This window comes from Streptomyces anandii JCM 4720 (genome assembly GCF_014650655.1).
Taxonomy (GTDB): Bacteria; Actinomycetota; Actinomycetes; order Streptomycetales; family Streptomycetaceae; genus Streptomyces; species Streptomyces anandii.
Genome location: NZ_BMVJ01000009.1, coordinates 148,758 through 172,932, shown reverse-complemented (window position 1 = coordinate 172,932; position 24,175 = coordinate 148,758). Strand labels below are relative to the sequence as shown.

General features: G+C 72.9%; 22 protein-coding genes and 2 pseudogenes. 14 read left to right on the top strand and 10 right to left on the bottom strand.

Features of this window, described 5'->3' with window-relative positions; all coding sequences use genetic code 11:
• The 4 genes and pseudogenes from IE249_RS37690 to IE249_RS18255 form a co-directional block, all read left to right on the top strand.
• A pseudogene (locus IE249_RS37690) lies at positions 1-242 on the top strand (MFS transporter); the annotation flags it as partial.
• A gap of 107 nt (positions 243-349) precedes the next feature.
• Entirely contained in the window at positions 350-823 is a 474-nt protein-coding gene (locus tag IE249_RS18265) for a DUF2771 domain-containing protein (RefSeq protein WP_373304411.1), read from the top strand.
• 17 nt (positions 824-840) lie between these two features.
• Entirely contained in the window at positions 841-1,632 is a 792-nt protein-coding gene (locus IE249_RS18260; protein ID WP_229858764.1) for a futalosine hydrolase, read from the top strand.
• Complete coding sequence (locus tag IE249_RS18255) at positions 1,622-2,479, top strand: 1,4-dihydroxy-6-naphtoate synthase (RefSeq protein WP_189705891.1); 858 nt, start codon at positions 1,622-1,624, stop codon at positions 2,477-2,479. The genes IE249_RS18260 and IE249_RS18255 overlap by 11 nt, the downstream gene beginning before the upstream one ends.
• A 100-nt stretch (positions 2,480-2,579) precedes the next feature.
• Here IE249_RS18255 and IE249_RS39880 read toward each other — a convergent pair whose 3' ends face one another.
• On the bottom strand, positions 2,580-2,963 hold the full coding sequence (locus tag IE249_RS39880) for a cold-shock protein (RefSeq protein ID WP_189705890.1): 384 nt from the start codon (positions 2,961-2,963) through the stop codon (positions 2,580-2,582).
• 164 nt (positions 2,964-3,127) lie between these two features.
• On the opposite strand from IE249_RS39880, the gene IE249_RS18245 reads away from it, so the two are divergent.
• Entirely contained in the window at positions 3,128-3,373 is a 246-nt protein-coding gene (locus tag IE249_RS18245; protein WP_189705889.1) for a hypothetical protein, read from the top strand.
• Here IE249_RS18245 and IE249_RS18240 read toward each other — a convergent pair.
• Both IE249_RS18240 and IE249_RS18235 read right to left on the bottom strand, forming a co-directional pair.
• Complete coding sequence (locus IE249_RS18240; protein WP_189705888.1) at positions 3,370-3,993, bottom strand: HAD family hydrolase; 624 nt, start codon at positions 3,991-3,993, stop codon at positions 3,370-3,372. The genes IE249_RS18245 and IE249_RS18240 overlap by 4 nt on opposite strands.
• Before the next feature lie 90 nt (positions 3,994-4,083).
• Complete coding sequence (locus IE249_RS18235) at positions 4,084-5,082, bottom strand: hypothetical protein (RefSeq protein WP_189705887.1); 999 nt, start codon at positions 5,080-5,082, stop codon at positions 4,084-4,086.
• Between the two features lie 254 nt (positions 5,083-5,336).
• Here IE249_RS18235 and IE249_RS18230 point away from each other — a divergent pair, with 254 nt between their 5' ends.
• Together IE249_RS18230 and IE249_RS18225 are read left to right on the top strand one after the other, a co-directional pair.
• Positions 5,337-7,991: a helicase C-terminal domain-containing protein gene (locus tag IE249_RS18230; RefSeq protein WP_189705886.1), complete on the top strand. Its 2,655-nt coding sequence runs from the start codon at positions 5,337-5,339 to the stop codon at positions 7,989-7,991.
• Between the two features lie 96 nt (positions 7,992-8,087).
• A complete protein-coding gene (locus IE249_RS18225) occupies positions 8,088-9,734 on the top strand; it encodes a DNA repair helicase XPB (RefSeq protein WP_189706018.1) in 1,647 nt (548 codons plus the stop codon).
• Here IE249_RS18225 and IE249_RS18220 read toward each other — a convergent pair.
• Together IE249_RS18220 and IE249_RS18215 are read right to left on the bottom strand one after the other, a co-directional pair.
• Positions 9,689-10,936, bottom strand: a complete 1,248-nt coding sequence (locus IE249_RS18220) for a glycosyltransferase 87 family protein (protein ID WP_373304410.1) — start codon at positions 10,934-10,936, stop codon at positions 9,689-9,691. The two genes, IE249_RS18225 and IE249_RS18220, sit on opposite strands and share 46 nt — an antisense overlap.
• 17 nt (positions 10,937-10,953) lie before the next feature.
• Complete coding sequence (locus IE249_RS18215; protein WP_189705885.1) at positions 10,954-11,142, bottom strand: hypothetical protein; 189 nt, start codon at positions 11,140-11,142, stop codon at positions 10,954-10,956.
• A gap of 345 nt (positions 11,143-11,487) precedes the next feature.
• Between IE249_RS18215 and IE249_RS18210 the strand changes: the two genes are divergently transcribed.
• Positions 11,488-13,557 carry a HelD family protein gene (locus IE249_RS18210; RefSeq protein WP_189705884.1) on the top strand — a complete coding sequence of 690 codons (2,070 nt, stop codon included), beginning with the start codon at positions 11,488-11,490 and terminating at the stop codon, positions 13,555-13,557.
• Between the two features lie 148 nt (positions 13,558-13,705).
• On the opposite strand, the gene IE249_RS18205 is transcribed toward IE249_RS18210, so the two are convergent.
• Positions 13,706-14,431, bottom strand: coding sequence for a copper homeostasis protein CutC (locus IE249_RS18205; RefSeq protein WP_189705883.1), 726 nt, complete (start codon positions 14,429-14,431; stop codon positions 13,706-13,708).
• Positions 14,432-14,530: 99 nt separating this feature from the next.
• Positions 14,531-15,205: a maleylpyruvate isomerase family mycothiol-dependent enzyme gene (locus IE249_RS18200; RefSeq protein ID WP_189705882.1), complete on the bottom strand. Its 675-nt coding sequence runs from the start codon at positions 15,203-15,205 to the stop codon at positions 14,531-14,533.
• Between the two features lie 66 nt (positions 15,206-15,271).
• On the opposite strand from IE249_RS18200, the gene IE249_RS18195 reads away from it, so the two are divergent.
• Positions 15,272-15,925 carry an HD domain-containing protein gene (locus tag IE249_RS18195; RefSeq protein ID WP_189705881.1) on the top strand — a complete coding sequence of 218 codons (654 nt, stop codon included), beginning with the start codon at positions 15,272-15,274 and terminating at the stop codon, positions 15,923-15,925.
• A 28-nt stretch (positions 15,926-15,953) separates the two neighbouring features.
• Complete coding sequence (locus IE249_RS18190) at positions 15,954-17,084, top strand: GNAT family N-acetyltransferase (RefSeq protein WP_229858763.1); 1,131 nt, start codon at positions 15,954-15,956, stop codon at positions 17,082-17,084.
• Here IE249_RS18190 and IE249_RS18185 read toward each other — a convergent pair.
• A complete protein-coding gene (locus tag IE249_RS18185) occupies positions 17,042-17,344 on the bottom strand; it encodes a DUF4031 domain-containing protein (protein WP_189705880.1) in 303 nt (100 codons plus the stop codon). The genes IE249_RS18190 and IE249_RS18185 overlap by 43 nt on opposite strands.
• On the bottom strand, positions 17,341-17,724 hold the full coding sequence (locus IE249_RS18180) for a DUF8819 family protein (RefSeq protein WP_189705879.1): 384 nt from the start codon (positions 17,722-17,724) through the stop codon (positions 17,341-17,343). The genes IE249_RS18185 and IE249_RS18180 overlap by 4 nt, the downstream gene beginning before the upstream one ends.
• Positions 17,725-17,780: 56 nt before the next feature.
• Here IE249_RS18180 and IE249_RS18175 point away from each other — a divergent pair, with 56 nt between their 5' ends.
• Both IE249_RS18175 and murQ read left to right on the top strand, forming a co-directional pair.
• Positions 17,781-18,791, top strand: coding sequence for a MurR/RpiR family transcriptional regulator (locus IE249_RS18175; protein ID WP_189705878.1), 1,011 nt, complete (start codon positions 17,781-17,783; stop codon positions 18,789-18,791).
• A 61-nt stretch (positions 18,792-18,852) separates the two neighbouring features.
• Positions 18,853-19,788 carry an N-acetylmuramic acid 6-phosphate etherase gene (gene murQ / locus IE249_RS18170; protein ID WP_189705877.1) on the top strand — a complete coding sequence of 312 codons (936 nt, stop codon included), beginning with the start codon at positions 18,853-18,855 and terminating at the stop codon, positions 19,786-19,788.
• 58 nt (positions 19,789-19,846) lie between these two features.
• On the opposite strand, the gene IE249_RS18165 is transcribed toward murQ, so the two are convergent.
• Entirely contained in the window at positions 19,847-20,899 is a 1,053-nt protein-coding gene (locus IE249_RS18165; protein ID WP_189705876.1) for a macro domain-containing protein, read from the bottom strand.
• Between the two features lie 145 nt (positions 20,900-21,044).
• On the opposite strand from IE249_RS18165, the gene IE249_RS18160 reads away from it, so the two are divergent.
• Positions 21,045-23,792 carry a P-loop NTPase gene (locus tag IE249_RS18160; RefSeq protein ID WP_189705875.1) on the top strand — a complete coding sequence of 916 codons (2,748 nt, stop codon included), beginning with the start codon at positions 21,045-21,047 and terminating at the stop codon, positions 23,790-23,792.
• Between the two features lie 114 nt (positions 23,793-23,906).
• Positions 23,907-24,175, top strand: a pseudogene (locus IE249_RS37680) (hypothetical protein); the annotation flags it as partial.

Genomic DNA, 24,175 nt, shown 5'->3' with positions numbered 1-24,175 from the left:
TGGACGCGCTGATCCAGCGCGACGTGCCCGAACAGGTGCGGACGTCGGCGTTCGCCCGGTCGGAGACGCTGTTGCAGGTGGCCTGGGTGCTGGGCGGCGCGATCGGCATCGTGCTGCCGCTCAACGGCGTACTGGGGCTGTCGGTGGGCGCCGCGATCGTGGCCGCCGGCTGGCTGCCCACCGTCCGCGGCCTGGTCGCCTCGGCCCGCCAGGGCGGCGCCACCCGGCCGCGGGTCGCGTGAACCGGGCCCGGCGGGGCGGCACGCGCGGGGGCGGTGGAGACCCGGCCGGGCGGCACGCCGTACCCCCACGTGGGCGGACGGCCGGAGGTGCCCGATAGCCTTCGGCCATGACCTCGATGCATTCCGCCGTGCGACGCCGCCGCGCCGTCGCCGCTGCCGGCGCCGTGTCCGCCGGACTGCTCGTTCTCTCGGCCTGCTCCAAGCCCACCCCGCTGTCCACGATCACCGTGGGCCGCGACTCGGTGAGCTCAGAAGCCACCTGCTACAACGACGGCAACGCCATCAAGACCGCCGACCTGGCGAAGTGCCTGAAGGACACGGACATCAAGTCGATCAAGGTCGACCCGGACGAGACCGTGCGCTTCGGCGTCGACCCGAAGATCGCCGACCAGGGCTGGACCATTCTGATGAACGGTCAGCCCCTTACCGACTCCAGCAAGAAGACCTACCGGACCATCCCGGGCAGCGTCTTCTTCAACGCCCAGTACGGCGCCAGCGGCAACTCCACGCTCGTCTCCATCAAGGAGGGCGAGAAGGACGTGAAGGGCCTGTGGTCCTTCACGCTCCAGAAGGAATCCTGACCACGTCCTCCCCACGTGTGCTCGTCGCCACCGCGGTCCCCGCAGAACGGGACGCGGTGGCGCGGGCGTTCCCCGGTCCGCCCGCCGAGCCCACCGTCCACCGGGTCGCCGGGCTCGTCGTCCACCGGGTCGCCGGATCGCCCCTGCTCGATCTGATCGCCGCCGGCGTCGGTCCCGCCCTCGCCGCCGCGTCCACCGCCACCGCCCTGACCGCCGCCGCGCTCGCAGGCGCCCCGTACGACCTGGTCGTCTCGGCGGGTATCGGCGGTGGTTTCCCGCCCGGCGCGCCCGGCGGTGCGCTCGTCGATTCGCCCGGCCCGCCCGTCGACTCGCCCGGCCCGCCCGTCGACTCGCCCGGCGCGCCCGTCGGCTCGCTCGTCGTCGCCGACGAGATCACCGCCGCCGACCTGGGCGCCGAGACCGCCGAAGGCTTCGTCCCGGTGACGGAGCTAGGTTTCGGCACCGTCACCCACCGTCCGCCCGAAGCACTCGTACGGGCGATCGCCGACGCGACCGGGGCGACCGCCGGCACCGTGCTCACCGGCTCGACCGTGACCGGCACCGCCGCTCGCGCCGAGGCGCTGCGCGCCCGTCATCCGCGTGCGCTGGCCGAGGCCATGGAGGGGTTCGGGGTCGCCGAGGCGGCCGCCGCGCACGGCGTGCCCGTGGTGGAGATCCGCGCGGTCTCCAATCCCGTGGGCCCCCGCGACCGCGCCGCCTGGCGCATCGACGACGCCCTCGCCGCGCTGACCGAGGGCTTCGGGAAGCTCACGCCCGTCCTGAGGAGTTGGAACCCACATGAGCCCTGACAGCACCAGCCGACTGCGGATCGCCTACTCCCCCTGCCCCAACGACACCTTCGTCTTCGACGCCCTCGCCCACGGCCGCGTGCCCGGCGCGCCCGCGTTCGACGTCACCTTCGCCGACATCGACATCACCAACGGCATGGCCGAGCGCGGCGAGTTCGACGTGCTGAAGGTGTCGTACGCCGTACTGCCGTACGTCCTCGGCGAGTACGCGCTGCTGCCGTGCGGCGGCGCGCTGGGGCGGGGCTGCGGGCCGCTGGTGCTCACCCGGGAGCCGGGCGTGGACCTGGAGGGCCGCACGGTCGCCGTGCCGAGCGAGAAGTCGACGGCGTACCTGCTGTTCCGGCTGTGGGCCGCGGACACGGTGCCCGGCGGGGTCGGCGAGATCGTGGTCATGCCGTTCAACGAGATCATGCCCGCCGTACGGGACGGGAAGGTCGACGCCGGCCTGGTGATCCACGAGGCGCGCTTCACATACCAGGACTACGGCCTGCACAAGCTCGCCGACATGGGCGAGCACTGGGAGGACACCACCGGGCTGCCCATCCCGCTGGGCGCGATCATCGCCAAGCGGTCGCTGGGCGCTCAGGCGCTGACGCGGCTGGCCGAGGCGGTGCGCACCTCCGTGCGCATGGCCTGGGACGACCCCGAGGTCTCCCGGCCCTACGTCATGGAGCACGCCCAGGAGATGGACCCGGCCGTCGCCGACCAGCACATCGGGCTGTACGTCAACGAGTTCACCGCCGGCCTCGGCCCGGACGGCTACGCGGCCGTGCGAGGGCTGCTCACCCGCGCGGCGGCCGAGGGACTGCTGCCGCCCCTCGGCCCGGACGCGCTGGACTTCCCGTAGGCCGCGTAGGTCGCGCGGGGTCCGCGGATCGGGTCGCCGGCCACTCGCTCGCCGGTCACTCGGTCATCGGTCGCTCGGTCACCGGTCGCTCTGTCGCCGGTCAGATGTCCAGCTGGTCGGCGACCGCTCGCAGCAGGCCGGCGATCTTCTTGCCGGCCGCCTTCTCGGGGTAACGGCCCTTTTCCAGCGAGGGCAGGATGTTCTCGAGCAGTGTGGTGAGGTCCTGGACGATGCCGGCCAGCTCGTCCGGCTTCTTGCGCTGGGCCGCGGCGACCGAGGGCGTCGGTTCCAGGAGCGTCACGGACAGCGCCTGGTCGCCACGCTGACCGGCGACCACTCCGAACTCCACTCGCTGTCCCGGCTTGAGCGTGTCCACTCCGGCGGGCAGGACCGAGGAATGGACGAAGACGTCACCGCCGTCGTCGCGGGAGAGAAAGCCGAAGCCCTTCTCACTGTTGAACCACTTGACCTTGCCGGTGGGCACGTCTGTCCTCGTCCTCGTACTCGTCGGAAAACTGCTTCGGAAACGGCTCTTGATAGCACTGGGGCGGGCCACGCCGGACCCGCCGGTACCCAGGCTAATGGTCTTGGGGCGGGTGACAAGACGTCGCCCGGTTGTTCCTTCGCGCTGGGAACTACCCTGGTCCGGTGCGTGACAAAACCCAAACGAATTCCACCGCGGCCGGTGACCGGCTGATCCGTGCCGGTGCCATCGTCTTCTTCATCGGCGCGGTGGCCACTCTGGTCACGGTGGCGCCGCTGTTCCTCGGCACGAAGCCTTTTCCGACCTACATGTTCGGCCTGAGCATGCTGATGGCCGTCGGCTTCCTCATCGCGGGCGCGGGCCTGCTCCAGTCGATCGCGGCGGGGCGGCGCCAGGCTCGCGGCGACTAGACGCCGTTAGCGGCATAGTCCGAAAACCAATTCGGAAACTCGGTCAGATCGGCGAGTACGACGTCCGCGCCCGCCGCGCGCAGTTCCTCCGCGCCGCAGGGCCCGGTGGCCACCGCCACCGACAGCGCACCCGCGGTGCGGGCGCCGCGCACGTCCCCGACATGGTCGCCGACGTACACGCTCGCGCCGTACTCGCGCAGCGCCTCGGCCTTCTGCTCGGCCCACAGGTCGCCTATGACCGCGTCCGGCTCGATGCCCAGGTGCTCCAGGTGCAGCTTGGCGTTCGGCTCGTACTTGGCGGTGACGACGAGGGTCCGCCCGCCGTGTTCCCGCACGGCCGCCATCGCCTCACGGGCCCCGGTCAGCGCGGGCGTGGCGGTGACGGCGATGGCCGGGTACATCTCGCGGTACAGCTCGCCCATCGCCTCGACCTGCCCGGCCGGGAACCAGTTGACCAGCTCCTCGGCGAGCGGCGGCCCGAGGCGGGTGACGGCCAGGTCGGCGTCGATGTACGTCCCGGTCCGCTCGGACAGCGCCAGGTAGCAGGCGCGGATGCCGGGGCGGGAGTCGATCAGCGTCATGTCGAGGTCGAAGCCGACGGTGAGCGGTCGCGAGGTCATATGGGCCATTGTGCCCAGGCGATCCGGCGGGGAGACGCCCGGCCGGTGTGACGTACACCTACCCGGCGCCCGGGCCGGGGCCCGTCACCGCTACCGCTGCCGTTGCGAGCGCCAGACCAGGAACAGCGCCGACAGCACGGCCGCCGCGCGCACCACCCAGGGCCAGGTCTGGGCGACCGCGTCGTTCATGTGGCCCTGGGCGATGGGGGTGCCCCAGCGGTCGTCCGTACGGCCCCAGAGCCAGACCACTCCCGCGGCGAGCGCCAGGCCGGGCATGCCCATGACCGCCCACCTGGACTCGGTCGGGGTCAGACGGCGGGAGGCGTACGCGATCACCCAGCCGAGCAGCAGTGCGAACCAGTTGCCGAGCGCCGCGCCGGCGACCAGCAGCGCGGCGGCGAGCAGCAGCAGGGGGTTGCTCCAGCGCCCTCGGCGCAGGGCCGCCAGGGCAAGGCGGCGGCGCGGGGCGGGCACGTCGTCGTCCACCGCCTCGGGCTCCGCCTCGACGGCGGGGGCGGCGGGCGCGGTTCCGGGCTGCCGGGGCGGCTCCTTGGGCGGGGGCTTGAGCAGCTCGGGGATCTCCACGCCGCCGATGAAACCGGGCACGTCGTCGCCGATGCCGAAGGGGCTGCCGTCGGTGCGCCACCAGTCGGCGCCCGGGCCGGCGCCGGCGCCGCCGAGCTGGTCGGCGGTCGCCAGGTGCGGCGGTACGGCGGTGCCGGTGGCCGGCGGTGGGGTGCCGGGCCGGGCGGGGCGCGGGCGGGGCACGGCCCGGCGCAGGCCCCTGGGCCGCTCCTCGGCCTCCGGCTCGCGCTGCACGGGCACGGCGGACGCCGGGGCCTCCCCCGCCGGGCGCGGACCGCCGTCACCGGCGGCGGCGACGACCTCGTCGGGGGAGCCGAGCCGGTCCAGGATGCGGCGGACGGCGGCGGGGCTGTCGACGGCGGCCTTGGCCCGGCGCCGGTCGATCTCGTTGCGCAGCTCCGAGACCAGGCGCATCCGGGTGGCCGAGGACAGCTGCCGCTGATGAGCCACGTCGCCGACGCGGCTCAAGTACTCGTAGACGACCTGGTCGCTCTCGATCCCCACGAAACCCCTCCGGGGCGGCTGGCCGATTTCCCCGCGCTGACGAAGGTACCGCGCCCACCCACGCCCCCACACCGGCCACCGGCCCGCGAGCCCGCACCCGACTCGCCCGACGTGCCCGGGCGGACCGCCGCGCGGGTGGGGCGGCGCGCGGCTGGGCCGGGGCGGGGGCCGGGTGAGGTGCGTGGGGCGGAGCGGTGGGGTTCGGAGGGTGGACGCGTGTCCCCCGGGTGGGGACAGCCGCTACCGTGGGGCGGATGAGCGATGAGAAGACGGCGGCCGCCCCCCGCTCGCTCGCGGAGGCGCTTCGCGCGCGTGACGACGCCTCCCTGGCCGCGCTGCTGCGCAGCCGGCCCGATCTCATCACTCCCGTGCCCAGCGACCTCACCCAGCTCGCCACCCGGGCCGGGACCCGCGCGTCCGTGGTGCGGGCCCTGGAGCGGCTGGACCGGTTCGCCCTGCAGACGGCGGAGGCGCTCGCGGTGGCGGGCGACCCGGCGACGTACGAGGAACTGCTCGGGCTGATCGCCGGGGACGCGCAGGACCCCCCGGTCGCCGCCGCGCTGCCCCGCGCCGTGGCGACCCTGCGCGAGCAGGCCCTGGTCTGGGGCGGCGACGACCGGCTGCGTCTGGTCCGCACCGCCCGTGAGCTGCTCGCCCCCACCCCGCAGCACCCCTCCCCGACCGGGCTCGGCCCGACTGTGCGGGAGGCGACCTCGGGCATGTCGCCCGGACGCATCCAGGAGATCGTGACCACCGCCGGGCTCCCCTCGACCCACGACTCGGTCTCCGCCGTCGACTCGCTCACCTCCCTGTTCACCGACCGCCGGCGCATGGCCGCCCTGCTCGCGGGCGCCCCCGCCGACTCCCTCGACGTGCTCGGCCGGCTGGTGTGGGGCCCGCCCTACGGCCAGGTCACCCCCGACCCGGCGCCCCGCCTGCGCTGGCTGCTCGACCGGGGCCTGCTGCTGCCGACCGCGCCCGGCACCGTCGTACTCCCGCGCGAGGTCGCCCTGCACCTGCGCGAGGGCCGCGCCCACCGCGCGCCCGAGCCGGTGCCGCCGGCGGTGGAGGCGGCCGCCGCGCACCCTCCACAGGTTGTGGACGCCACCGCCGCCGGCCAGGCCCACACCGCGCTGGCCACCGTCGAGGAGCTGCTGAAGGACTGGGACGAGGGCGGCCCGAACGTCCTGCGCGCCGGCGGTCTCAGCGTGCGCGACCTCAAGCGCACCGCGGTCGCCCTCGACGTGTCCGAACCGGTGGCCGCCTTCTGGGTGGAGCTCGCCTACGCCGCCGGTCTGCTGGCCTCCGACGGCGAGGCCGACGAGAGATACGCGGCGACCCCGGCCTACGACGAGTGGCTGGAGCGGCCCCCCGCCGAACGCTGGGCGCTCCTCGCCGAGACCTGGCTGACGGCGACCCGTACCCCCGGCCTGGTCGGCGGCCGGGACGCCAAGGACCGCGCCCTGTCCGCGCTCGGCCCGGGCCTGGACCGCTCGGCCGCGCCGGAGGTGCGGCACCGGGTGCTGACCCTGCTGGCCGGGCTGCCCGAGGGCGGCGCGCCGTCCGCCGAGTCGGTGCTCGCCCGGCTGCGCTGGGAGCGTCCGCTGCGCGGGCCCGAGCGGGCGCCGGACGAGGACGACCTGCGCGGCCGGCTGGCCCGGTGGACCCTCTCCGAGGCCGAACTGCTCGGCGTCACCGGCCGTGGCGCGCTCTCCGCGCACGGGCGCGCGCTGCTGGGGCCGCGGCCACCGGCGAAGGCCGGGGTCAAGGCCCGCGCCAGGACCACCGCCGCCACTCCCGCCGCCTCCGTACCCACGGGACCCGAGGGCGCGGGCGACAAGCTGCCCGTCCACAAGCTCCACCGGGCGCCGGAGACGTCGCGTGCCGGAACCGAGGCCCAGCCCCAGCCCCAGCAGCCCCGGCCCGACCTCGAACCAGGCCCCCTCTCCCCCTCCGAACAGGCCGTCGCCTCCGCCGCCGCGGCCCGGCTGCTCGCCCCGCTGCTGCCCGAGCCCCTGGACCACGTACTGCTCCAGGCCGATCTGACGGCGGTGGCGCCCGGCCCGCTGCGACGCCCGCTGGCGGACACCCTCGGCGTGCTCGCGGACGTGGAGTCCAAGGGCGGCGCGACCGTCTACCGGTTCACCCCGGGCTCCGTGCGCCGCGCCCTGGACGCCGGCCGGACCGCCTCCGACCTGCACGCCTTCCTCGCCGCGCACTCCCGTACGCCCGTTCCGCAGCCGCTCGCCTATCTGATCGACGACGTGGCCCGCCGGCACGGGCACCTGCGGGTCGGCGCCGCCTCGGCATACGTCCGCTGCGACGACGACGCGCTGCTGAACGAGATCCTCGCCGACAAGCGCTCCGCCGGTCTGCGGCTGCGCCGCCTGGCGCCGACCGTGCTGGCCACCCAGGCCGACCCGGCCACGCTCCTGGAGGGCCTGCGCGCGATGGGCTACGCCCCGGCCGCCGAGTCGGCGGAGGGCGACGTCCTCATCGCGCGCGCCGACTCCCACCGCACCCCGCCGCGCACCGCGCCCGAACCCGTCCCGGACGGGCCGCCCGCCCCCGACGCCACCCTGCTGGCGGCGGCGATCCGCGCCATCCGCGCGGGCGACCTCGCCTCCACCGCCCCGCGCAAGCCGACCACCGCGCAGGTGGCGGGCGGCGAGCTGCCCCGCACCAGTTCGGCCGAGACCCTGGCCACCATGCAGGCCGCCGTGCTGACCGGCGAGGCCCTGTGGATCGGCTACGTCAACGCCGAGGGCGCCGCCAGCCAGCGCGTCATCGCGCCGATCCGGGTCGAGGGCGGCTTCGTGACGGCGTACGACCACACCGCCGACGAGGTGCGCACCTATCCGCTGCACCGGGTGACCGGGGTCGCCGAGCTCGCGGACGACCAGATCTGAGCCCCGGGCCGCCGCCGTCCCGCGACCGGAACCGGACGTGATCGCGCGCCGGTAGGGCACACTGGACGTTTGGTCACACCGGAAAGGGCGCTGCGCGTGAATGGTCCCCTGATCGTCCAGTCGGACAAGACCCTGCTCCTCGAAGTCGACCACGAGCAGGCCGACGACTGCCGTCGTGTCATCGCGCCGTTCGCCGAGCTGGAGCGGGCACCGGAGCACATCCACACCTACCGGGTCACCCCGCTCGGCCTGTGGAACGCGCGCGCCGCCGGGCACGACGCCGAGCAGGTCGTGGACGCGCTCGTGCAGTACAGCCGCTACCCCGTGCCGCACGCGCTGCTCGTGGACATCGCCGAGACGATGGACCGCTACGGGCGGCTGACCCTGACCAAGCACCCGGCACACGGGCTGGTCCTGAGCACCACCGACCGGCCTGTCCTGGAGGAGGTGCTGAAGTCCAAGCGGATCACCCCGCTGGTGGGCGCCCGCATCGACCCGGACACCGTGGCCGTGCACCCCTCCGAGCGGGGGCAGATCAAGCAGGTGCTGCTGAAGCTGGGCTGGCCGGCCGAGGACCTGGCGGGCTACGTCGACGGCGAGGCGCACCCGATCGAGCTGGCCGAGGACGGCTGGGCGCTGCGCCCCTACCAGAAGCAGGCGGTGGAGAACTTCTGGCACGGCGGCAGCGGTGTGGTCGTGCTGCCCTGCGGGGCCGGCAAGACGCTGGTCGGCGCCGGGTCGATGGCGCAGGCGAAGTCCACGACGCTGATCCTGGTCACCAACACCGTCTCCGCGCGGCAGTGGAAGCACGAACTGGTGAAGCGGACCTCGCTGACCGAGGACGAGATCGGCGAGTACAGCGGGACGCGGAAGGAGATCCGGCCCGTCACCATCGCCACCTACCAGGTGCTGACGACCAAGCGGAAGGGCGTCTACCCGCACCTGGAGCTGTTCGACTCCCGGGACTGGGGGCTGATCGTCTACGACGAGGTGCACCTGCTGCCCGCGCCGGTGTTCAAGTTCACGGCCGATCTGCAGGCGCGGCGGCGGCTCGGACTGACCGCGACGCTCGTGCGGGAGGACGGCCGCGAGTCCGACGTGTTCTCCCTGATCGGGCCGAAGCGGTTCGACGCGCCGTGGAAGGAGATCGAGGCGCAGGGCTACATCGCGCCCGCCGACTGCGTCGAGGTCCGGGTCAACCTCACCGACTCCGAGCGGCTCGCGTACGCGACCGCGGAGACCGAGGAGAAGTACCGCTTCTGCGCGACGACCGAGACCAAGCGGAAGGTCACGGAGGCGATCGTGCGCCGCTTCGCCGGGCAGCAGATCCTCGTGATCGGCCAGTACATCGACCAACTCGACGAGCTGGGCGAGCACTTGAACGCGCCGGTGATCAAGGGCGAGACCTCCAACGCCCAGCGCGAGAAGCTCTTCGACGCCTTCCGCGAGGGCGAGATCAACGTGCTGGTGGTGTCGAAGGTCGCGAACTTCTCCATCGACCTGCCGGAGGCCACCGTCGCCGTCCAGGTCTCGGGCACCTTCGGCTCCCGCCAGGAGGAGGCGCAGCGCCTCGGGCGGGTGCTGCGCCCGAAGGCCGACGGGCACCAGGCGCACTTCTACTCGGTGGTCGCCCGCGACACCATCGACCAGGACTTCGCCGCCCACCGCCAGCGCTTCCTGGCCGAACAGGGCTACGCCTACCGGATCATGGACGCCGACGAGCTCCTGGCGGAGGACGCCTGACCGCCGCCGCGCCGTGCGCCGGGCTCCAGTGCCACCGCCGCGAGCAGGGCGAGGCCCAGCAGCGCGTAGGGGGAGGCCAGGGCCTGCTGCCACCATGACAGGTGGAGGTCCATGTCGCCGTCGCGGGGGACCAGCCACAGGGTGCGGGCGGTGAAGACGACGGCGACGGCCGCCGCCCACGCACGGCGGCCGTCGGCCAGCAGTACGGCGGTCATCGGCACGCACCACACCCAGTGGTGGGACCAGCTGATCGGCGACACCAGCAGGGCGGTCAGGCCGGTCAGCAGGACGCCCCACCGCTCGTCGGGGACCCTGCGCGCCAGCCACAGGCCGAGCGCCGCCACCACCGCGGAGACCAGCACCCAGGCGGGGAAGGGTGACGGGTCCCGCAGCGCGCGGGCGACCAGGCCCTGGAGGGACTGGTTGGCGATGATCCACGGCTTCCCCACTCGGTTGGTCTCGAAGATGCGGCGGGTCCAGTAGTCGACGCTGGCGGCGGGCAGCAGGAGGGCGCCCAGGGCGACGGTCCCGGCGAACGCGGCCGCCGCCGTGACCGCCTCGCGCCGGTGCTCACGTCCGCGCAGCAACAGGTAGACGATGAACAGGGCCGGGGTGAGCTTGATCCCGGTCGCCACACCGATCGCCACGCCCTTGCCGCGCGCGCCCGGCGGCCGGGTGAGGTCCCACAGGACCAGGCAGGCGACCGCGAGGTTGATCTGCCCGAACACGAAGGTCTGGAAGACCGGTTCGAGCCAGAGCGCGAGGGCCGTGCCGGCGCAGAGCAGCGGGAGCCGGGACCGGCGGCCCGCGAGCCGCGCGGAGAGGTGGACGAGCCAGACGAGCAGGAGCGCGTTGCCCGCGAGGAACGCCGCCTTCAGAACCGGCACGGAGAGCCACGCCATGGGTGCGAACAGCACCGCCGCGAACGGCGGGTACGTGGCGGGCAGCCGCCCCTCGGTGACCGTGAACCCGTACAGGTCACGGCCGTGGACGACGGCCGCGCCCTCGGCCCGGTAGACCAGCGCGTCGGGCATCGGGACGCGCAGGAAGGCGAAGAGGACCGCGAGAGCCGTGAAGGAGACGGCGAGGAGGGCGAGGGAGGCCGCCAGGGAGGTGGCCAAGGAGGCCGCCAGGGAAGTGGCCAGGTGTGACCGGCGGGCCACCGTCCGCTTCGTCCGGGTCTTCTCCGTCCGTTCTGTCACGGACCGACCCTAGTTGGTCACTTGCGGCGTATGCCCGCTTCCTCGCCGTACTCCCCCAGGATGACGACGTCGAACGCGGCGCCCGCGAACACCTTGATGGCGTGCAGGGCGTCGCCCAGCCGGTGATGGCGGTGTTGGCTGCCCTCGACGGCCGTGGCACCGGCCGGACGGGCGGTGTGTGCTGGATGGATGGTCGCTGCGCTCATGACTCAATGGTGGCTCCACGGACATAAGACCCGCATCGGTCTCCAGAGCCAATCTCCCGGCCCTCCGCGTACCCCTCCGGAGGGAGGCGATCCCCTACACCGGGCGCACGCGATCCCCTAGGGGAAAGAACGCGGCCCGGTGGCGGAAAAACCCGTTGGCCTTCCCCCGGTCCGCCGTCCTAGAATCTCCGTTCTTGCCCGCCTCCCTCACGGAGTGCCGTCGGCCGGACGGAAACCGGCCGGCACACCGCAGCCACCTGGCACCGCGCGCACCGTCCGTGCGGCGCCCGCCGCGCAGCCACCTGGCGCACCGCCCGTCCCGCAGGTCACTCCGGAGGCACCCCCTTGTCACCCGCGCCCACGCCCGCCGGCTCCCCGGCGCGCTCCGCCGCCAACCCCCTCACCCGGGAGCGCGACCACCTCTTGGCATCGCGCGCCGCCCTGCGCGCGATGCGCGAGGAGGTCGAGTCGCTGGACATCACCGACGTCGCCGCGAACTGGGTCAACGCCAGGGTTTTGGCCCGCCAGATCGACGAGCGCATCAAGGCTCTGGCCGACCTCAGCGACACCCCGCTGTTCTTCGGCCGCCTCGACTACCTGCACGCGCCCGGCGCGGACCGGGCCGAGGGCGCGGAAGGCGAGCGCTTCTACATCGGCCGCCGCCATGTGCACGACGCGGACGGCGACCCCATGGTCATCGACTGGCGCGCCCCGGTCTCGCAGCCCTTCTACCGGGCGTCCAGGAAGGACCCGATGGACGTCGGGCTGCGCCGCCGCTTCGGCTACACCGGCGGCGACCTCACGGCGTACGAGGACGAGCACCTGTCGGACCCGGCGGAGGCGGCCACCGCCAGCAAGCTGCTCCAGCAGGAGATCGAGCGCCCGCGCGTGGGCCCGATGCGCGACATCGTGGCGACCATCCAGCCCGAGCAGGACGAGATCGTGCGCTCCGGACTGTCCGGCACGGTCTGCGTCCAGGGCGGCCCCGGCACCGGCAAGACCGCCGTCGGACTGCACCGGGTCGCCTACCTCCTCTACGCCCACCGCGAGCGCCTGGCCCGCACCGGCACCCTCGTCATCGGCCCGAACCGCTCGTTCCTGCACTACATCGAGCAAGTCCTCCCGGCACTCGGCGAGTTGACCGTACGGCAGGCGACGGTCGACGACCTCGTGGCGCACGTCGAGGTCCGGGGCGCGGACGACGCGGCCGCCGCGATCGTCAAGGGCGACGCGCGGATGGCCGAGGTGCTGCGCCGCGCGGTGTACTCCCACGTGACGATGCCCACCGAACCGGTCGTCGTCGTGCGCGGCTCGCGCCGCTGGCGCGTCCCGGCGTACGAACTGGAGGAGATCGTCCGTGAGTTGCTGGACCGCGGCATCCGCTACGGCGCCGCCCGCGAGGCCCTGCCGCAGCGCATCGCGCACGCCGTGCTGGTGCAGATGGAGCGGGCGGGCGAGGCCCCGGACGACAGGGTGCAGGACGCGGTCGCGCGCAACGCGGCGGTCAAGGCGGCCGTGAAGGCGGTCTGGCCGCCGGTCGACCCCGCGAAACTGGTGCTGCGGCTGCTGGGCGACGCCGGCTTCCTGGCCGAACACTCCGACGGCGTCCTCACCGAGGAGGAGCGCAAGACGATCCTGTGGATCCGGCCCGTACGGTCGGTGAAGTCCGCGAAGTGGTCGGCGGCGGACGCGGTGCTCATCGACGAGGCCGCCGACCTCGTCGAGCGGACGCACTCCCTCGGGCACGTGGTCCTGGACGAGGCGCAGGACCTCTCCCCCATGCAGTACCGGGCGGTCGGCCGGCGCTGCACCACCGGTTCCGCCACCGTCCTCGGCGACCTCGCCCAGGGCACCACGCCGTGGGCCACCCGCACCTGGGAGGAGGCGCTGGCCCACCTCGGCAAGACCGAGGGTGTGATCGAGGAGCTGACGGCGGGTTTCCGCGTGCCGACCGACGTGATCACGTACGCCTCCCGGCTGCTCCCGCACATCGCGCCCGGCCTGACGCCGGTCGCCTCGGTCCGCGAGAACCCCGGCTTCTTCGAAATCCGCCGTACCTTGGGGGACTCCGAAGTGGTCGGCGCCTGCCGGGAGTTGCTGGCCCACGAGGGTTCGACCGGCCTGATCGCCGCGGACGCCCGCGTCCCGGCCCTCACCGAGGCGCTCGCGGCGGCCGGCCTGCCCTTCCTCTCCCCCGGCGAGGAGACGACCGCCGAGACCCGTCTCACCCTGGTCCCGGCCTCGCTCGCCAAGGGCCTGGAGTACGACTACGTGGTCCTGGACGAACCGCAGGCCGTGGTCGACGGCGAACCCGACGAGCGCACCGGCCTGCGCCGCCTCTACGTCTCCCTCACCCGTGCCGTCTCGGGCCTGATCGTCACCCACACGGGCCCGCTCCCGCCGCAGCTCTCCTGAGCCGGAACCGGCCCCCGCCGCGGACCCCCGGGCTCGGGCCTCGGGCGCTCCGGCTCCGGACGCCCGGCCGGGGCCGGACAGCACGGACAGCCCGGGCAGCCGGACGGACGCGACGGACCGGCAGCCGGACGCTCAGACCGCCGGACGCTCAGACCGCCGGGCTGGGCAGCACCTCGGTGTCCAGTACCGACCGCCACTCGGCGACCGCCGCGGCCGACACCGGCCCGTCCCAGCCGCCGGCCCGGGCCGCCCCGCCGATGTGGAAGGCGTCGATCCCGGCGTCCCGCAGCCGCGGCACGTGGTCCAGGCGCAGGCCGCCGCCCACCATGATCCGCGGCTCGTAACCGGGCTCGCCGCCGCGCGCCGCCTCCGCGACCAGCACGGGCAGCCCGTCGTCCACGCCCCCGGCCGCGCCCGCCGTCAGGTAGGTGTCCAGTCCGGGCAGGCCGTCCAGTTGCCGGCGCAGGACGTGCCGGTCGGCGGCGCGGTCGATGGCGCGGTGGAAGGTCCACGGACAGCCGTCCAGCTCGGCGACCACCCGCTCCACGGCCGCCAGGTCCGCCCCTCCGGCCGGGTCGAGGAAGCCCAGCACGAACTCCTCGGCCCCGGCGGCCCGCAGCTCGCCGACGGCGCGGACCAGCCGCTCCACGCCTCCCGCGCCGCCCACCGCGAAGCCGTCCGCGAGCCGCAGCATCACGCGCAGCGGAATGTCCACGGCGGCGCGGATCCCGGCGACGGTACCGGCGGGCGGGGTGAGCCCGTCGGCCGCCATGTCGGTGACCAGCTCGAGGCGGTCCGCGCCTCCGGCCTGGGCGGCGACCGCGTCCTCGGCGTCGAGGGCGATCACCTCCAGGACTGCTGCACGCATGCTCATGGGACCTCTTTCCTCGGTTTCCCCTGGGGCTGACAGGTCTAGTCCAATCTCAGGGTACGCCGAGGATGTCCCGGCACGGTGAACCGCCCACCGGAAGGGTCACCCGAAGATGTTCAGCTCGGCCTCCCGCGCGCCCGCCAGCTCGTACCCGGACGCGGGCAGCGGGCGGCCCGCGTAGAGCCGTACGAGGGTGGCCCCGTCGCCGATGTAGCGCGCCGGCGTGCGCTCCCCGCTGATGTCGCCGAGTTTGAGCGGCTCGTCCATGTCGTCGAGGTCGGCGTGGAGCGGCAGGTGCCCCTTCTCGCGCGTCACCCGCGTCAGCAGGGTGAGCGCGTACGGCAGCCCCTCACCGGCGTACGCCCCCGGCGCGCCGAAGGTCTCGCGTACGTCGCCGGCGTGCACCCACTCCCCGAGGGCGAGCACGTCGAGCACCCCGCCCGCCTTCGCGATCACCGGGCCGGCCTCGGTCATTCCGCGCTCCAGCTCGTCCACCACACGGGCGTTGGACCAGTCGGCACGCTCGGCGATGTCCCGGTCGTTGGACTCCGGCGAGAACACGCCCTTCTCGAAACGGCTCTCCACCACCCTCGTCAGCGCGGCCGAGCAGTGGGCCAGCACGTCCCGTACCGTCCAGCCCGGACACGCGGCGGTCGCCAGCGCGAAGTCCGCGTCCGGCCGCGACCGCAGCAGCGGGATCAGCGCGTCCCGCTCACAGGTGAGCAGCCGCCCGGGCAGCTCGGGGTCCCTCGCCTCTTGCACATCAGCAGAAGTCATGGACCCCACGCTAGGCGTTGTCCACAGGGCAGGGCGGTGCCTGCCGGGGAACGGGACAATGGGTCCATGGCCGATCACGTCGATGCCGACGCCCTGCGCTCCCGATTCACCCGCTGCCTCCTGGGCGCCCGGGGCTCCGCCGGCGGTCCCGGCCCGGAGCCGTACGCCGACAATCTGCTCGCCCGCTGGCGGGAGCCGCAGCGGCACTATCACACGCTCACGCATCTGACCGCGGTGCTCGACCACGTGGACGTACTGGAGAAGTACGCCGACGACGTGGACGTGGTGCGGCTGGCCGCGTGGTTCCACGACGCGGTGTACCTGCCCGAGCGCTCCGAGAACGAGGAGCGCTCGGCCCGGCTCGCCGAGCGCGCGCTGCCCGAGGCGGGGGTGCCGGAGGCGAAGACCGCCGAGGTGGCGCGGCTGGTGCGGCTCACGGTCACACACGCCCCGGCCGAAGGCGACCGGAACGGCCAGGTGCTGTGCGACGCGGACCTCGCGATCCTGGGGGCGCCGCCGTCGGTGTACGCCGCGTACACCGCGGCCGTCCGCGAGGAGTACCACTTCGTGCCGAACGACGCCTTCCGCGAGGGCCGCGCCGCCATCCTCCGCCAACTCCTCGCCCTCCCCCACCTCTTCCACACCCCGCACGCCAGACAGCACTGGGAGACCACGGCGAGGTACAACGTGGGGGCGGAACTCGAAATGCTGTCGCTGTGAGCCGTGCGCCGCGCCTACCCTGCCCCGTATGCGTATTTGGGGTGGGGCACAGGTGGAGCAGGCCGTCGCGGACGCCGTGGCACTGCTGCGGACTGCGGTGGACCGGGACTGGGAGGGCGTCCGGGCCGGGCGGCTCGAGTGGGAGTGCCGGCGCACGGCGGAGCACATCGCGAGCGATCTGATCGCGTACGCGGGCCAGTTGGCCGGGCGTGCTCAGAGCGCCTACCTCCCCTTCGAGATCAGCTTCGACGAGGGCACCGGCAACACGGGCGTCCTCGACGTGATCGAGACGACCGGCGCCCTGCTGGCCGCGGCGGTCCGCACCGCCCCGCGCGAGGTCAGGGCCTTCCACCCGTACCCCTTCCGCAGCGCGAACCGGGAGGGCTTCGCCGCGATGGGCGTGGCCGAGGTGCTGCTGCACACGCACGACATCGCCCAGGGCCTGGGCCTTCCCTACGACCCTCCCGCCGAGCTGTGCGAAGACGTGCTGACCCGGATCTTCCCGCATGTCCAACCCGCGCCCGGCACCCCCTGGCAGGCCCTGCTGTGGGCCACCGGCCGCGGCGAGCTGCCGGGCCGCGAGCCGGTCACCGAGTGGCGGTGGAGCAACCCGCTGCTCATCCCGGCCGAACGCCTCACCCTGGAAGGGGTCGCCCCCGCCTCCGCGCGGGATCTGCATCTCGGTGGGGACGGCGGTTTCGAGTGGGTGGACGGCGGGCCGTACGAGGGGACGCGGCAGGCCTCCGGGCAGGTGCTGAAGGCGTACGAGGAGGGCACGCACCGGCCCGAGTGGGGCGTGTACGTGCTCGTACGGCGCGAGGACGGCCGGGCCGTCGGCGCGATGGGCTTCCACGGCCCGCCCGACGAGCACGGCCGGGCCGAGGTCGGCTACGACCTCGCCGAGAAGGCCCGGGGCCACGGCTACGCCACCGAGGCGCTGCGCGCACTGTCGGCGTGGGCACTGGCCCGGGACGACGTACGGCAGCTGATCGCGACGATCGCGCGCGACAACGTCGCCTCCCAACGGGTGGTCACCAGGGCCGGGTTCGTACCGATGGACGAGGACGCGGAGCCGGCCGTCACCCGGGGCAGGGAGCGTGACGAGGACCTCGTCGCCTACGAGCTGCGCGGCACCCAGGACCACGACGGGTCCGTCTGAGCGCGGCCCTTGGGCCGGCGCAGCCCCGAGACGTGCAGCAGCCGCACCACCTCGCGGCTGCTGACCTCGACCGCGCCGGCCGTGACCGCGTCGGCGTAGCGGTGGGAGGGCAGGTCGTAGTGGTCGCGCTCGAAGGCGCGCGGCGGCACGCCGAGGGCGGCGGCGAACAGGTGCAGTTCCTCGTACGAGACGTCGCTGACCAGGTGGGACCACATGCGGCCGTGACCCGGCCAGGCGGGCGGGTCGATGTAGACCGTCACGACGACGGCTTCCCGCCCGCCGCCCGGGCCAGCGCGCCCACCGGGGCGACCTTCACCCCGGCCTTGGAGCACACCCAGTGCGGGTCGGGTCCGAGCTCCGGTTCCACGTCGAGCGCGTGCGGGTCGCCGTAGCCGCAGACCGGGCACAGGGGCCAGCGGCCGTACCGCTCCAGCAGCGCGTCCTGTACGTCCTGGGCGACCAGCCCGGCCACGAAGTGCGCGCCGTCCGGCCACTGCTCGACCCACCAGCGGCGCTGGGCGACGGAGTCCTCCACCAGCGAGACGACGTCGGCCTCGGCGACCTCGCCGGCCACCAGGTCGGCGAGTACCAGGGCGCGGGCGGCGTGCAGGGCCTGCTCCAGGGGGCTGATGGGGTCCATGCCTCCATTGTGCGCACTCTTGACCACACCTCCGCACGGAAAATATCTTTCATGGTGTGACCCAGAACGTGAAGGAAATTTTCGCAAGCTCGGGCACCCCGGCGGCCGCCCCGGGAGCCGCACCGGCGGGATCGTCGGCCCCGGCCGGTGTCACCGCTGTCGCCGGTGTCCCCGGGGCGCCCGCGCCCGCCGCGCTCGCGGCCAAGGTCCGTACGCTCGCGCCCTCCATGACGCGCTCCATGCAGCGCGTCGCCGAGGCGGTCGCGGGCGATCCGGCCGGCTGCGCGGCCCTCACGGTCACCGGACTCGCCGAGCTCACCGGCACCAGCGAGGCGACCGTCGTACGCACCGCCCGCCTGCTCGGCTACCCCGGCTACCGCGATCTGCGCCTCGCCCTCGCCGGTCTCGCCGCCCAGCAGCAGTCGGGCCGCGCGCCCGCCATCACCACCGACATCGCGGTGGACGACCCCATCGCCGACGTCGTCGCCAAGCTCGCCTACGACGAGCAGCAGACCCTGGCCGACACCGCCGCCGGACTGGACACCGTGCAGCTCGGCGCGGCCGTCGCCGCCCTGGCCACCGCCCGCCGCACGGACGTGTACGGCATCGGCGCGTCCGCCCTGGTCGCCCAGGACCTCACGCAGAAGCTGCTGCGCATAGGGCTGATAGCCCACGCGCACAGCGACCCGCACCTCGCCGTCACCAACGCGGTGCAGCTCCGCGCGGGTGACGTGGCGATCGCGATCACCCATTCGGGTTCCACCGGGGACGTGATCGAGCCGTTGCGGGTGGCCTTCGAGCGCGGCGCGACCACCGTCGCGGTCACCGGCCGGCCCGACGCGCCCGTCACGCAGTACGCCGACCACGTCCTCACCACGTCCACGGCCCGCGAGAGCGAGCTGCGCCCGGCGGCCATGTCCTCGCGTACCAGCCAACTGCTGGTGGTGGACTGCCTGTTCGTGGGGGTGGCCCAGCGGACGTACGAGACGGCGGCACCCGCGCTGGCGGCGTCGTACGAGGCGCTGGCCCACCGGCACAGCCCGCGCGGCGGCGGAACGCGACGCTGACCCCGCCCGTCCTCCAGACCGTCCAACCCGCACCGCCCCGCACGAAGAGAGTCGCCCTCCCATGACCTCCACGTCCCCCTACCACGAGCTGCGCGCCGAGTTGGAGTCGCTGACGACCGAGGCGTTCCGGCCGGAGCTGTCCGAGATCGACCGGCTGCCCACGCTGGAGATCGCACGGCTGATGAACGCCGAGGACACCACCGTGCCCGCCGCCGTGGCCGAGCGGCTGCCGCAGATCGCCGCCGCGATCGACGCGGTGGCCGAGCGGATGGCGCGCGGCGGCCGCCTGCTCTACGCGGGCGCGGGCACCGCGGGCCGGCTCGGCGTGCTGGACGCCTCGGAGTGCCCGCCGACCTTCAACACCGAGCCCTCCCAGGTGGTCGGCCTGATCGCGGGCGGCCCGGAGGCGATGGTGACGTCGGTGGAGGGCGCGGAGGACTCGCGGGAGCTGGCGGTGGAGGCGCTGGACGCGCTCGGGCTCACGCCCCGGGACACGGTGGTCGGCGTCTCGGCCTCCGGCCGCACCCCGTACGCCGTCGGCGCGGTGGAGCACGCCCGCGCGCGCGGGGCCCTGACCATCGGCCTGGCCTGCAACACCGGCAGCGCGCTCGCGGCCGCCGCCGAGCACGGCATCGAGGTGGTCGTCGGCCCGGAACTGCTGACCGGCTCCACCCGCCTGAAGGCGGGCACGGCCCAGAAGCTGGTCCTGAACATGATCTCGACGATCACGATGATCCGCCTGGGCAAGACCTACGGGAACCTGATGGTCGACGTGCGCGCCTCCAACGACAAGCTGCGCGCCCGCTCCCGCCGTATCGTCGCCCTGGCCACGGGCGCGCCCGCGGAGGACGTCGAGAAGGCCCTGGCCGCCACCGACGGCGAGGTCAAGAACGCCATCCTCACCCTCCTCGCGGACATCGACGCCCCCACGGCCGCCCACCTCCTGACCCGCGCCGACGGCCACCTGCGGGCAGCCCTGGAGCGGGCGAGGGGCTGAAACGCCTGGAAGCGCGACGGGGAGCGGACGGCTGCGAGACGGAGCGCTCTGCCCGATCTCAGATTTCGGGCCGTCCGGCCAGATCAGGATCCAGTCCCAGCGCGGCAGCACACACGGCCGCCTGCACATCGGTGTGGGCCAGCAAGTAGACGGTTCTCACCCGGGAAGCGGTGTGTGATCTGAAGTACCCGGTCACGGCAGCTGCCAGGGTGTCCGCGGTCTTCCGCAGATCACTGTTGCCTCCCCCTGTGCCGAGCAGGGGCAGGACGATGGAACGAAGGCTTTCGCCGCCGTCGTTGAGGCGGTCGGCCTCGGCCAGGACGTTGCGGACACAACGTTCCAAGTCGAGTACGGGACGGAAACCCGAGGCCGGCTCCCCCTCAACGGAAGCCACGTGTATGACGCGCTTGACCTGATGGGTCCTCGCCAGCTCCCCCGGGCCGGTGACCAGGACCTGACCCGGTGCCACCTGAGCCTGGCCTCCCATCCGCTCCGCCAGCTCCAGGGCAATGGTGTCTTGTATGAGGTGTCCGCCGGCGTCCCGTCGGCCGCCGTGGTATCGGATGGCCGCCGAAATGGTCGGGTCATTGACGCGCGACATCTCCATGCGCGTGTTCTCCGTGTTGACCCAGACGTCCACTCCCGAGACGTTGACGAGGTTCCCTGTGATCAACCCCAACCGGTGCCCCCTCGCACCACGCACGGGCACCTCGTGTCGCGTGCCGGCCATCAGCTGCCGGGGCGCCGTCGCTCGAGGACGTTCACCGGCCAGCTCCCTGCGCAGCTCCGCGTTCTGTCTCTTCAGCCTCTTGATCTCCGCCGCCAGTTCGTCCCGGTCCCGAGTCTTCGACAGCCAGGTGAAGGAGGCCAGCAGGAAGAACGCCGCGAACGCCGCCGCCCCGCCGAGGCTGAACCCCAGCGCTCGTCCCTCGGCGGTCGAGTCCGGGAACGCCGAGAAGAGGAACAGTGCTCCCGCAAGGGCGTACAGCAGCGTCGAGGGAAGCTGCAGAGCGTACTGCCGGCCCATCCGAGCGGATCCCGACGCCCATATCTGAAGCCCCACCCCGACGAAGATGAGCAGGGCAGTCGCACTTATCAGCAGCGGGCTCACCGGCGCTGTCTCTCCTTCCCCGGCTCTGCGGCAGTTACCTTGTCGGCTCCCCGCCTGCCAGGGGACGACAGCCGTCCGTGACCTCTCCAGAGAATAGTTGACGAAACGTCACCTAACGCTGCACCCATGGTGCTTACATCTTCACATGAACCCCATCGACTTCGGTGACCTCTTCGACCTCAGGATCCGCCTGGACGTGCTCGCACAGGAGGCGGACCGCCGCCTGGTCACCGTTTTCGGTTCGGGCATCAGCAACGCGGTGCTTCCGGGAGTCCCCGAACTGACAGGGTTGTTCCGGGAGCACGTACCGCGCGCCGGCCGAGCACGGTTCGACGCCACCCTCGCCGGGCTTCCCGACCCGGGGCTCAAGTATCAGAACGCGGCTGCCATTCTGACCAAGCAGGCCGGTGAGCCGAGGGTGATGCGCGCCATCCGGACCGCCGTACTCCGCGCATGCCCCAAAGTCCCGGCCGAGGAGGTGGCCAAGGTCGCCCAGGACGAAGACCAGTGCCGGGCCCTCGTCCGCGACCTCGACGCCTGGACGATTCCGAGAGGTTACGAACGGTTCGCCCAGTTCTTTGCCTCGCTGCCCGGCCGGATGCGTGGTCCGGTCATCACCACCAACTTCGACCCTCTGATCGAGATAGCACTGACCAAGGCCGGGGTGAGCGCCGTGCCGATCCCGGTTCCGACCGACTCCGCGCCCACACCCGACCAACTGCGGGAGGCAACCACTCACCCCGTCCTCCACATCCATGGCTACTGGACCGGACCCGCGACAAGCAACGTTCCCTCCCGTATCACCGCGGACCGACCTCAGCTCGACAGTGTGTTGCAGCAGCTGCTCACCAACTCCGTCGTGCTCGTCGTCGGTTACAGCGGATGGCTGGACGGGTTCATGAAGAGCCTGCGCACCCGCGTGCTCAATGAAGCGGACCTGCTGCAGGCAGAGGTTCTCTGGGCCGCCTACGAATCGGAGGCGGCGGACGCGATCGGCGACGGCGTCCTCGGCCAACTGTTGGGAGCGCCCGGTTTCACCCTCTATCTCGGAGTCGATGGGCACGAGCTCTTCGGCGGCGACCTCGCCGCCGACGACACGGCGGCACAGGAGGAAGCCTCCCCGTTCGGCTATTCGCGCGTCTCCGGCAGGGTCGCCGACGCCACTTACCAGGCCGCCCCCTTCGCGGACGGGCGCCGGCCGGACTGGGCGGACGCAGAGCCGGGCCGATGGCCGGTGCTGTCCTCCACACGCACTTTGGAGGAGGAGCTGGTCAAGTGTCTGGACGGTGGTGGTGGCAGCGGCGTCGTCGCGATCGGTCCGCTCGGCGAGGGCAAGTCGCTGGCCGTACGCCAAGTGGCCAGGGCCCTGGCTTCCTCCCGGCCGGAGTGGTCCGTGCTGTGGCGCGAGCCCGGCGCGCCACCCCTCACGCAAGCCTGGCTCGAGGAGGTGCGCAGCACATCGGAACGCACCCTGATCTGCGTCGACGAAGCCGATCTGATCATGGACGAGCTGGTGGCCACCCAACCGCACTGGGGGAAGCCCGGTTCAGGATTCGCCCTCCTGCTCGCCAGTCATGACCGCCTGTGGTGGCAAGGCTCAGGCACCTACCTCCAGCAGTGCGTCACCCCAGTGATCTTCCACGGCATCACGGCCGAGGACGCCGTGGGCATAGCGACCGCCTGGCAGTCCATGGGTCTGCTGCCCGCTGCCCTGAGCAGTGCTGAACAAGCAGCCGAGCGCCTCGCTGCGTCAGCGGGCGCCATGGCGACTCGCACCAACACACTGTTCGGGGCAGTACTCGACGTGCGGTACGGAGCCGACCTTGGTCAGCGCGTCGAGGATCTGCTGCGTAAGTTCCGGGACATCGATCTGACCGACACCGTGACTCTGGGAGACGTCTTCGCCGGCATCTGTGTCATGCAGGACACCCTCGACCGGGACGGGAACAAGAGCATGGGTGCAAGCCGCTCCGTGATCGCCGAAATGGTCGGCAAGGGTGAGGTGTTCGCGGACGGCAAGATTCTCCGGATCCTCGGCAGGGAGGCGGCGGTCACCTTCGCAGGTGACCGCGTCTACTCCCGCCATCCGTCCATCGCGCATGCCGTCGTGGAACTGATCCACCGCGACGGCTCCGCCCAGAAGGTCTATACCATGGTGGGCAGGGCCGGTGGTGCCCTCAGGGCACAGAACGCCGGCGAGATCGACGGGTTCCGCGAGGCATACCTGCTCTCGCGCCACCTTCCGGTTCCCAATGCCGTATGGGCGGCCACCGGGGCCGTCGAGGGCACCGGTCCGCTGCTCGAATCACGGGTCAGCCTGCTGCGCGCCCTACGGACGGAGGGGGGCGAGCGGCCCGTGAAGTACGCCCGCGACCTGGCCAAGCATGTGCACGACTACCGCGATTCCCGCGCCGCCCTCAGAGGATTCCTCGTGGAGTTCTCCAACTGCATGCGCGACGAGGGACACGCCCAGACTGCCGCCGGGCTGGCCGCCCTCGCACTGGACGACAGAGTCGGCTTCCGGCTCGATGCGAGCCGAGCGGGGTACGCGCTGGTGAGCCTGGCGAAGTCGGCCCTGAAACTGAATGCCCAGACCAATATGACAGGAACGAGTGACGCGGCGGGGATCTCGTATGTCCTGCTGGAACGTATCCGTGGTGAGGACGAGGCGGATCGGTTCCTGAGCTCGGTTCGCACCCGTGCTCCCTTGGAGGAGTTCCGGAGCCAGAGCTCTGTCAAGCTCTGCGGTGGACTCGCCTCCACGATGGGTGCGGCCGCCAGGTCGGCCGAGAGGGAGACAGAGGTCCGCCTCGCCCTGGAAGACCGCCTGTCGTTCGAGACGCTGCGGCGGATGGCCGAACGTCCCGGCAGACGGACGGGCGCCGCGCACTGAGCGACGATGGAGGGTACCCGGGGTCGACTGGAGGCGATGTGATCTCCTGGACGGAGGACCGCGCCCCCAGCACCCGCTGATCCGTAGCAACGACCGACGGCTTGGACCCACGTCATGAACCACGCCCAGCTGACCGCCCTCGGCCGGGCTCTCCGTCTGCTCGGGGAGCACGGGGAGAACCTGGCCGCCGACACGCCCGACGCCAAGCTGCACGAGGTCAAGGCGGATCTGAAGCGTGCCCTCGATCTGCTGGACGAGACGGTGACCACGGCCGCGCCCGCGACGCGCTGCCGGGAGCACCCGCAGGGGCCCGTGGACGAGAGCGCGCCCGACCTGTGCCTGCTCTGCGAGACCCGGCGGCGGTCCGCACGGCGTTCGGAGGT

Bases quoted from the DNA above. Each gene is read 5' to 3' on its own strand.
- IE249_RS18190 (WP_229858763.1), top strand. From the start codon at position 15,954: ATGCGTATTTGGGGTGGGGCACAGGTGGAGCAGGCCGTCGCGGACGCC.
- IE249_RS18255 (WP_189705891.1), top strand. From the start codon at position 1,622: ATGAGCCCTGACAGCACCAGCCGACTGCGGATCGCCTACTCCCCCTGC.
- IE249_RS18195 (WP_189705881.1), top strand. From the start codon at position 15,272: ATGGCCGATCACGTCGATGCCGACGCCCTGCGCTCCCGATTCACCCGC.
- IE249_RS18265 (WP_373304411.1), top strand. From the start codon at position 350: ATGACCTCGATGCATTCCGCCGTGCGACGCCGCCGCGCCGTCGCCGCT.
- IE249_RS18160 (WP_189705875.1), top strand. From the start codon at position 21,045: ATGAACCCCATCGACTTCGGTGACCTCTTCGACCTCAGGATCCGCCTG.
- murQ (WP_189705877.1), top strand. From the start codon at position 18,853: ATGACCTCCACGTCCCCCTACCACGAGCTGCGCGCCGAGTTGGAGTCG.
- IE249_RS18215 (WP_189705885.1), bottom strand. From the start codon at position 11,142: ATGAGCGCAGCGACCATCCATCCAGCACACACCGCCCGTCCGGCCGGT.
- IE249_RS18230 (WP_189705886.1), top strand. From the start codon at position 5,337: ATGAGCGATGAGAAGACGGCGGCCGCCCCCCGCTCGCTCGCGGAGGCG.
- IE249_RS18240 (WP_189705888.1), bottom strand. From the start codon at position 3,993: ATGACCTCGCGACCGCTCACCGTCGGCTTCGACCTCGACATGACGCTG.
- IE249_RS18180 (WP_189705879.1), bottom strand. From the start codon at position 17,724: ATGGACCCCATCAGCCCCCTGGAGCAGGCCCTGCACGCCGCCCGCGCC.
- IE249_RS18200 (WP_189705882.1), bottom strand. From the start codon at position 15,205: ATGACTTCTGCTGATGTGCAAGAGGCGAGGGACCCCGAGCTGCCCGGG.
- IE249_RS18205 (WP_189705883.1), bottom strand. From the start codon at position 14,431: ATGAGCATGCGTGCAGCAGTCCTGGAGGTGATCGCCCTCGACGCCGAG.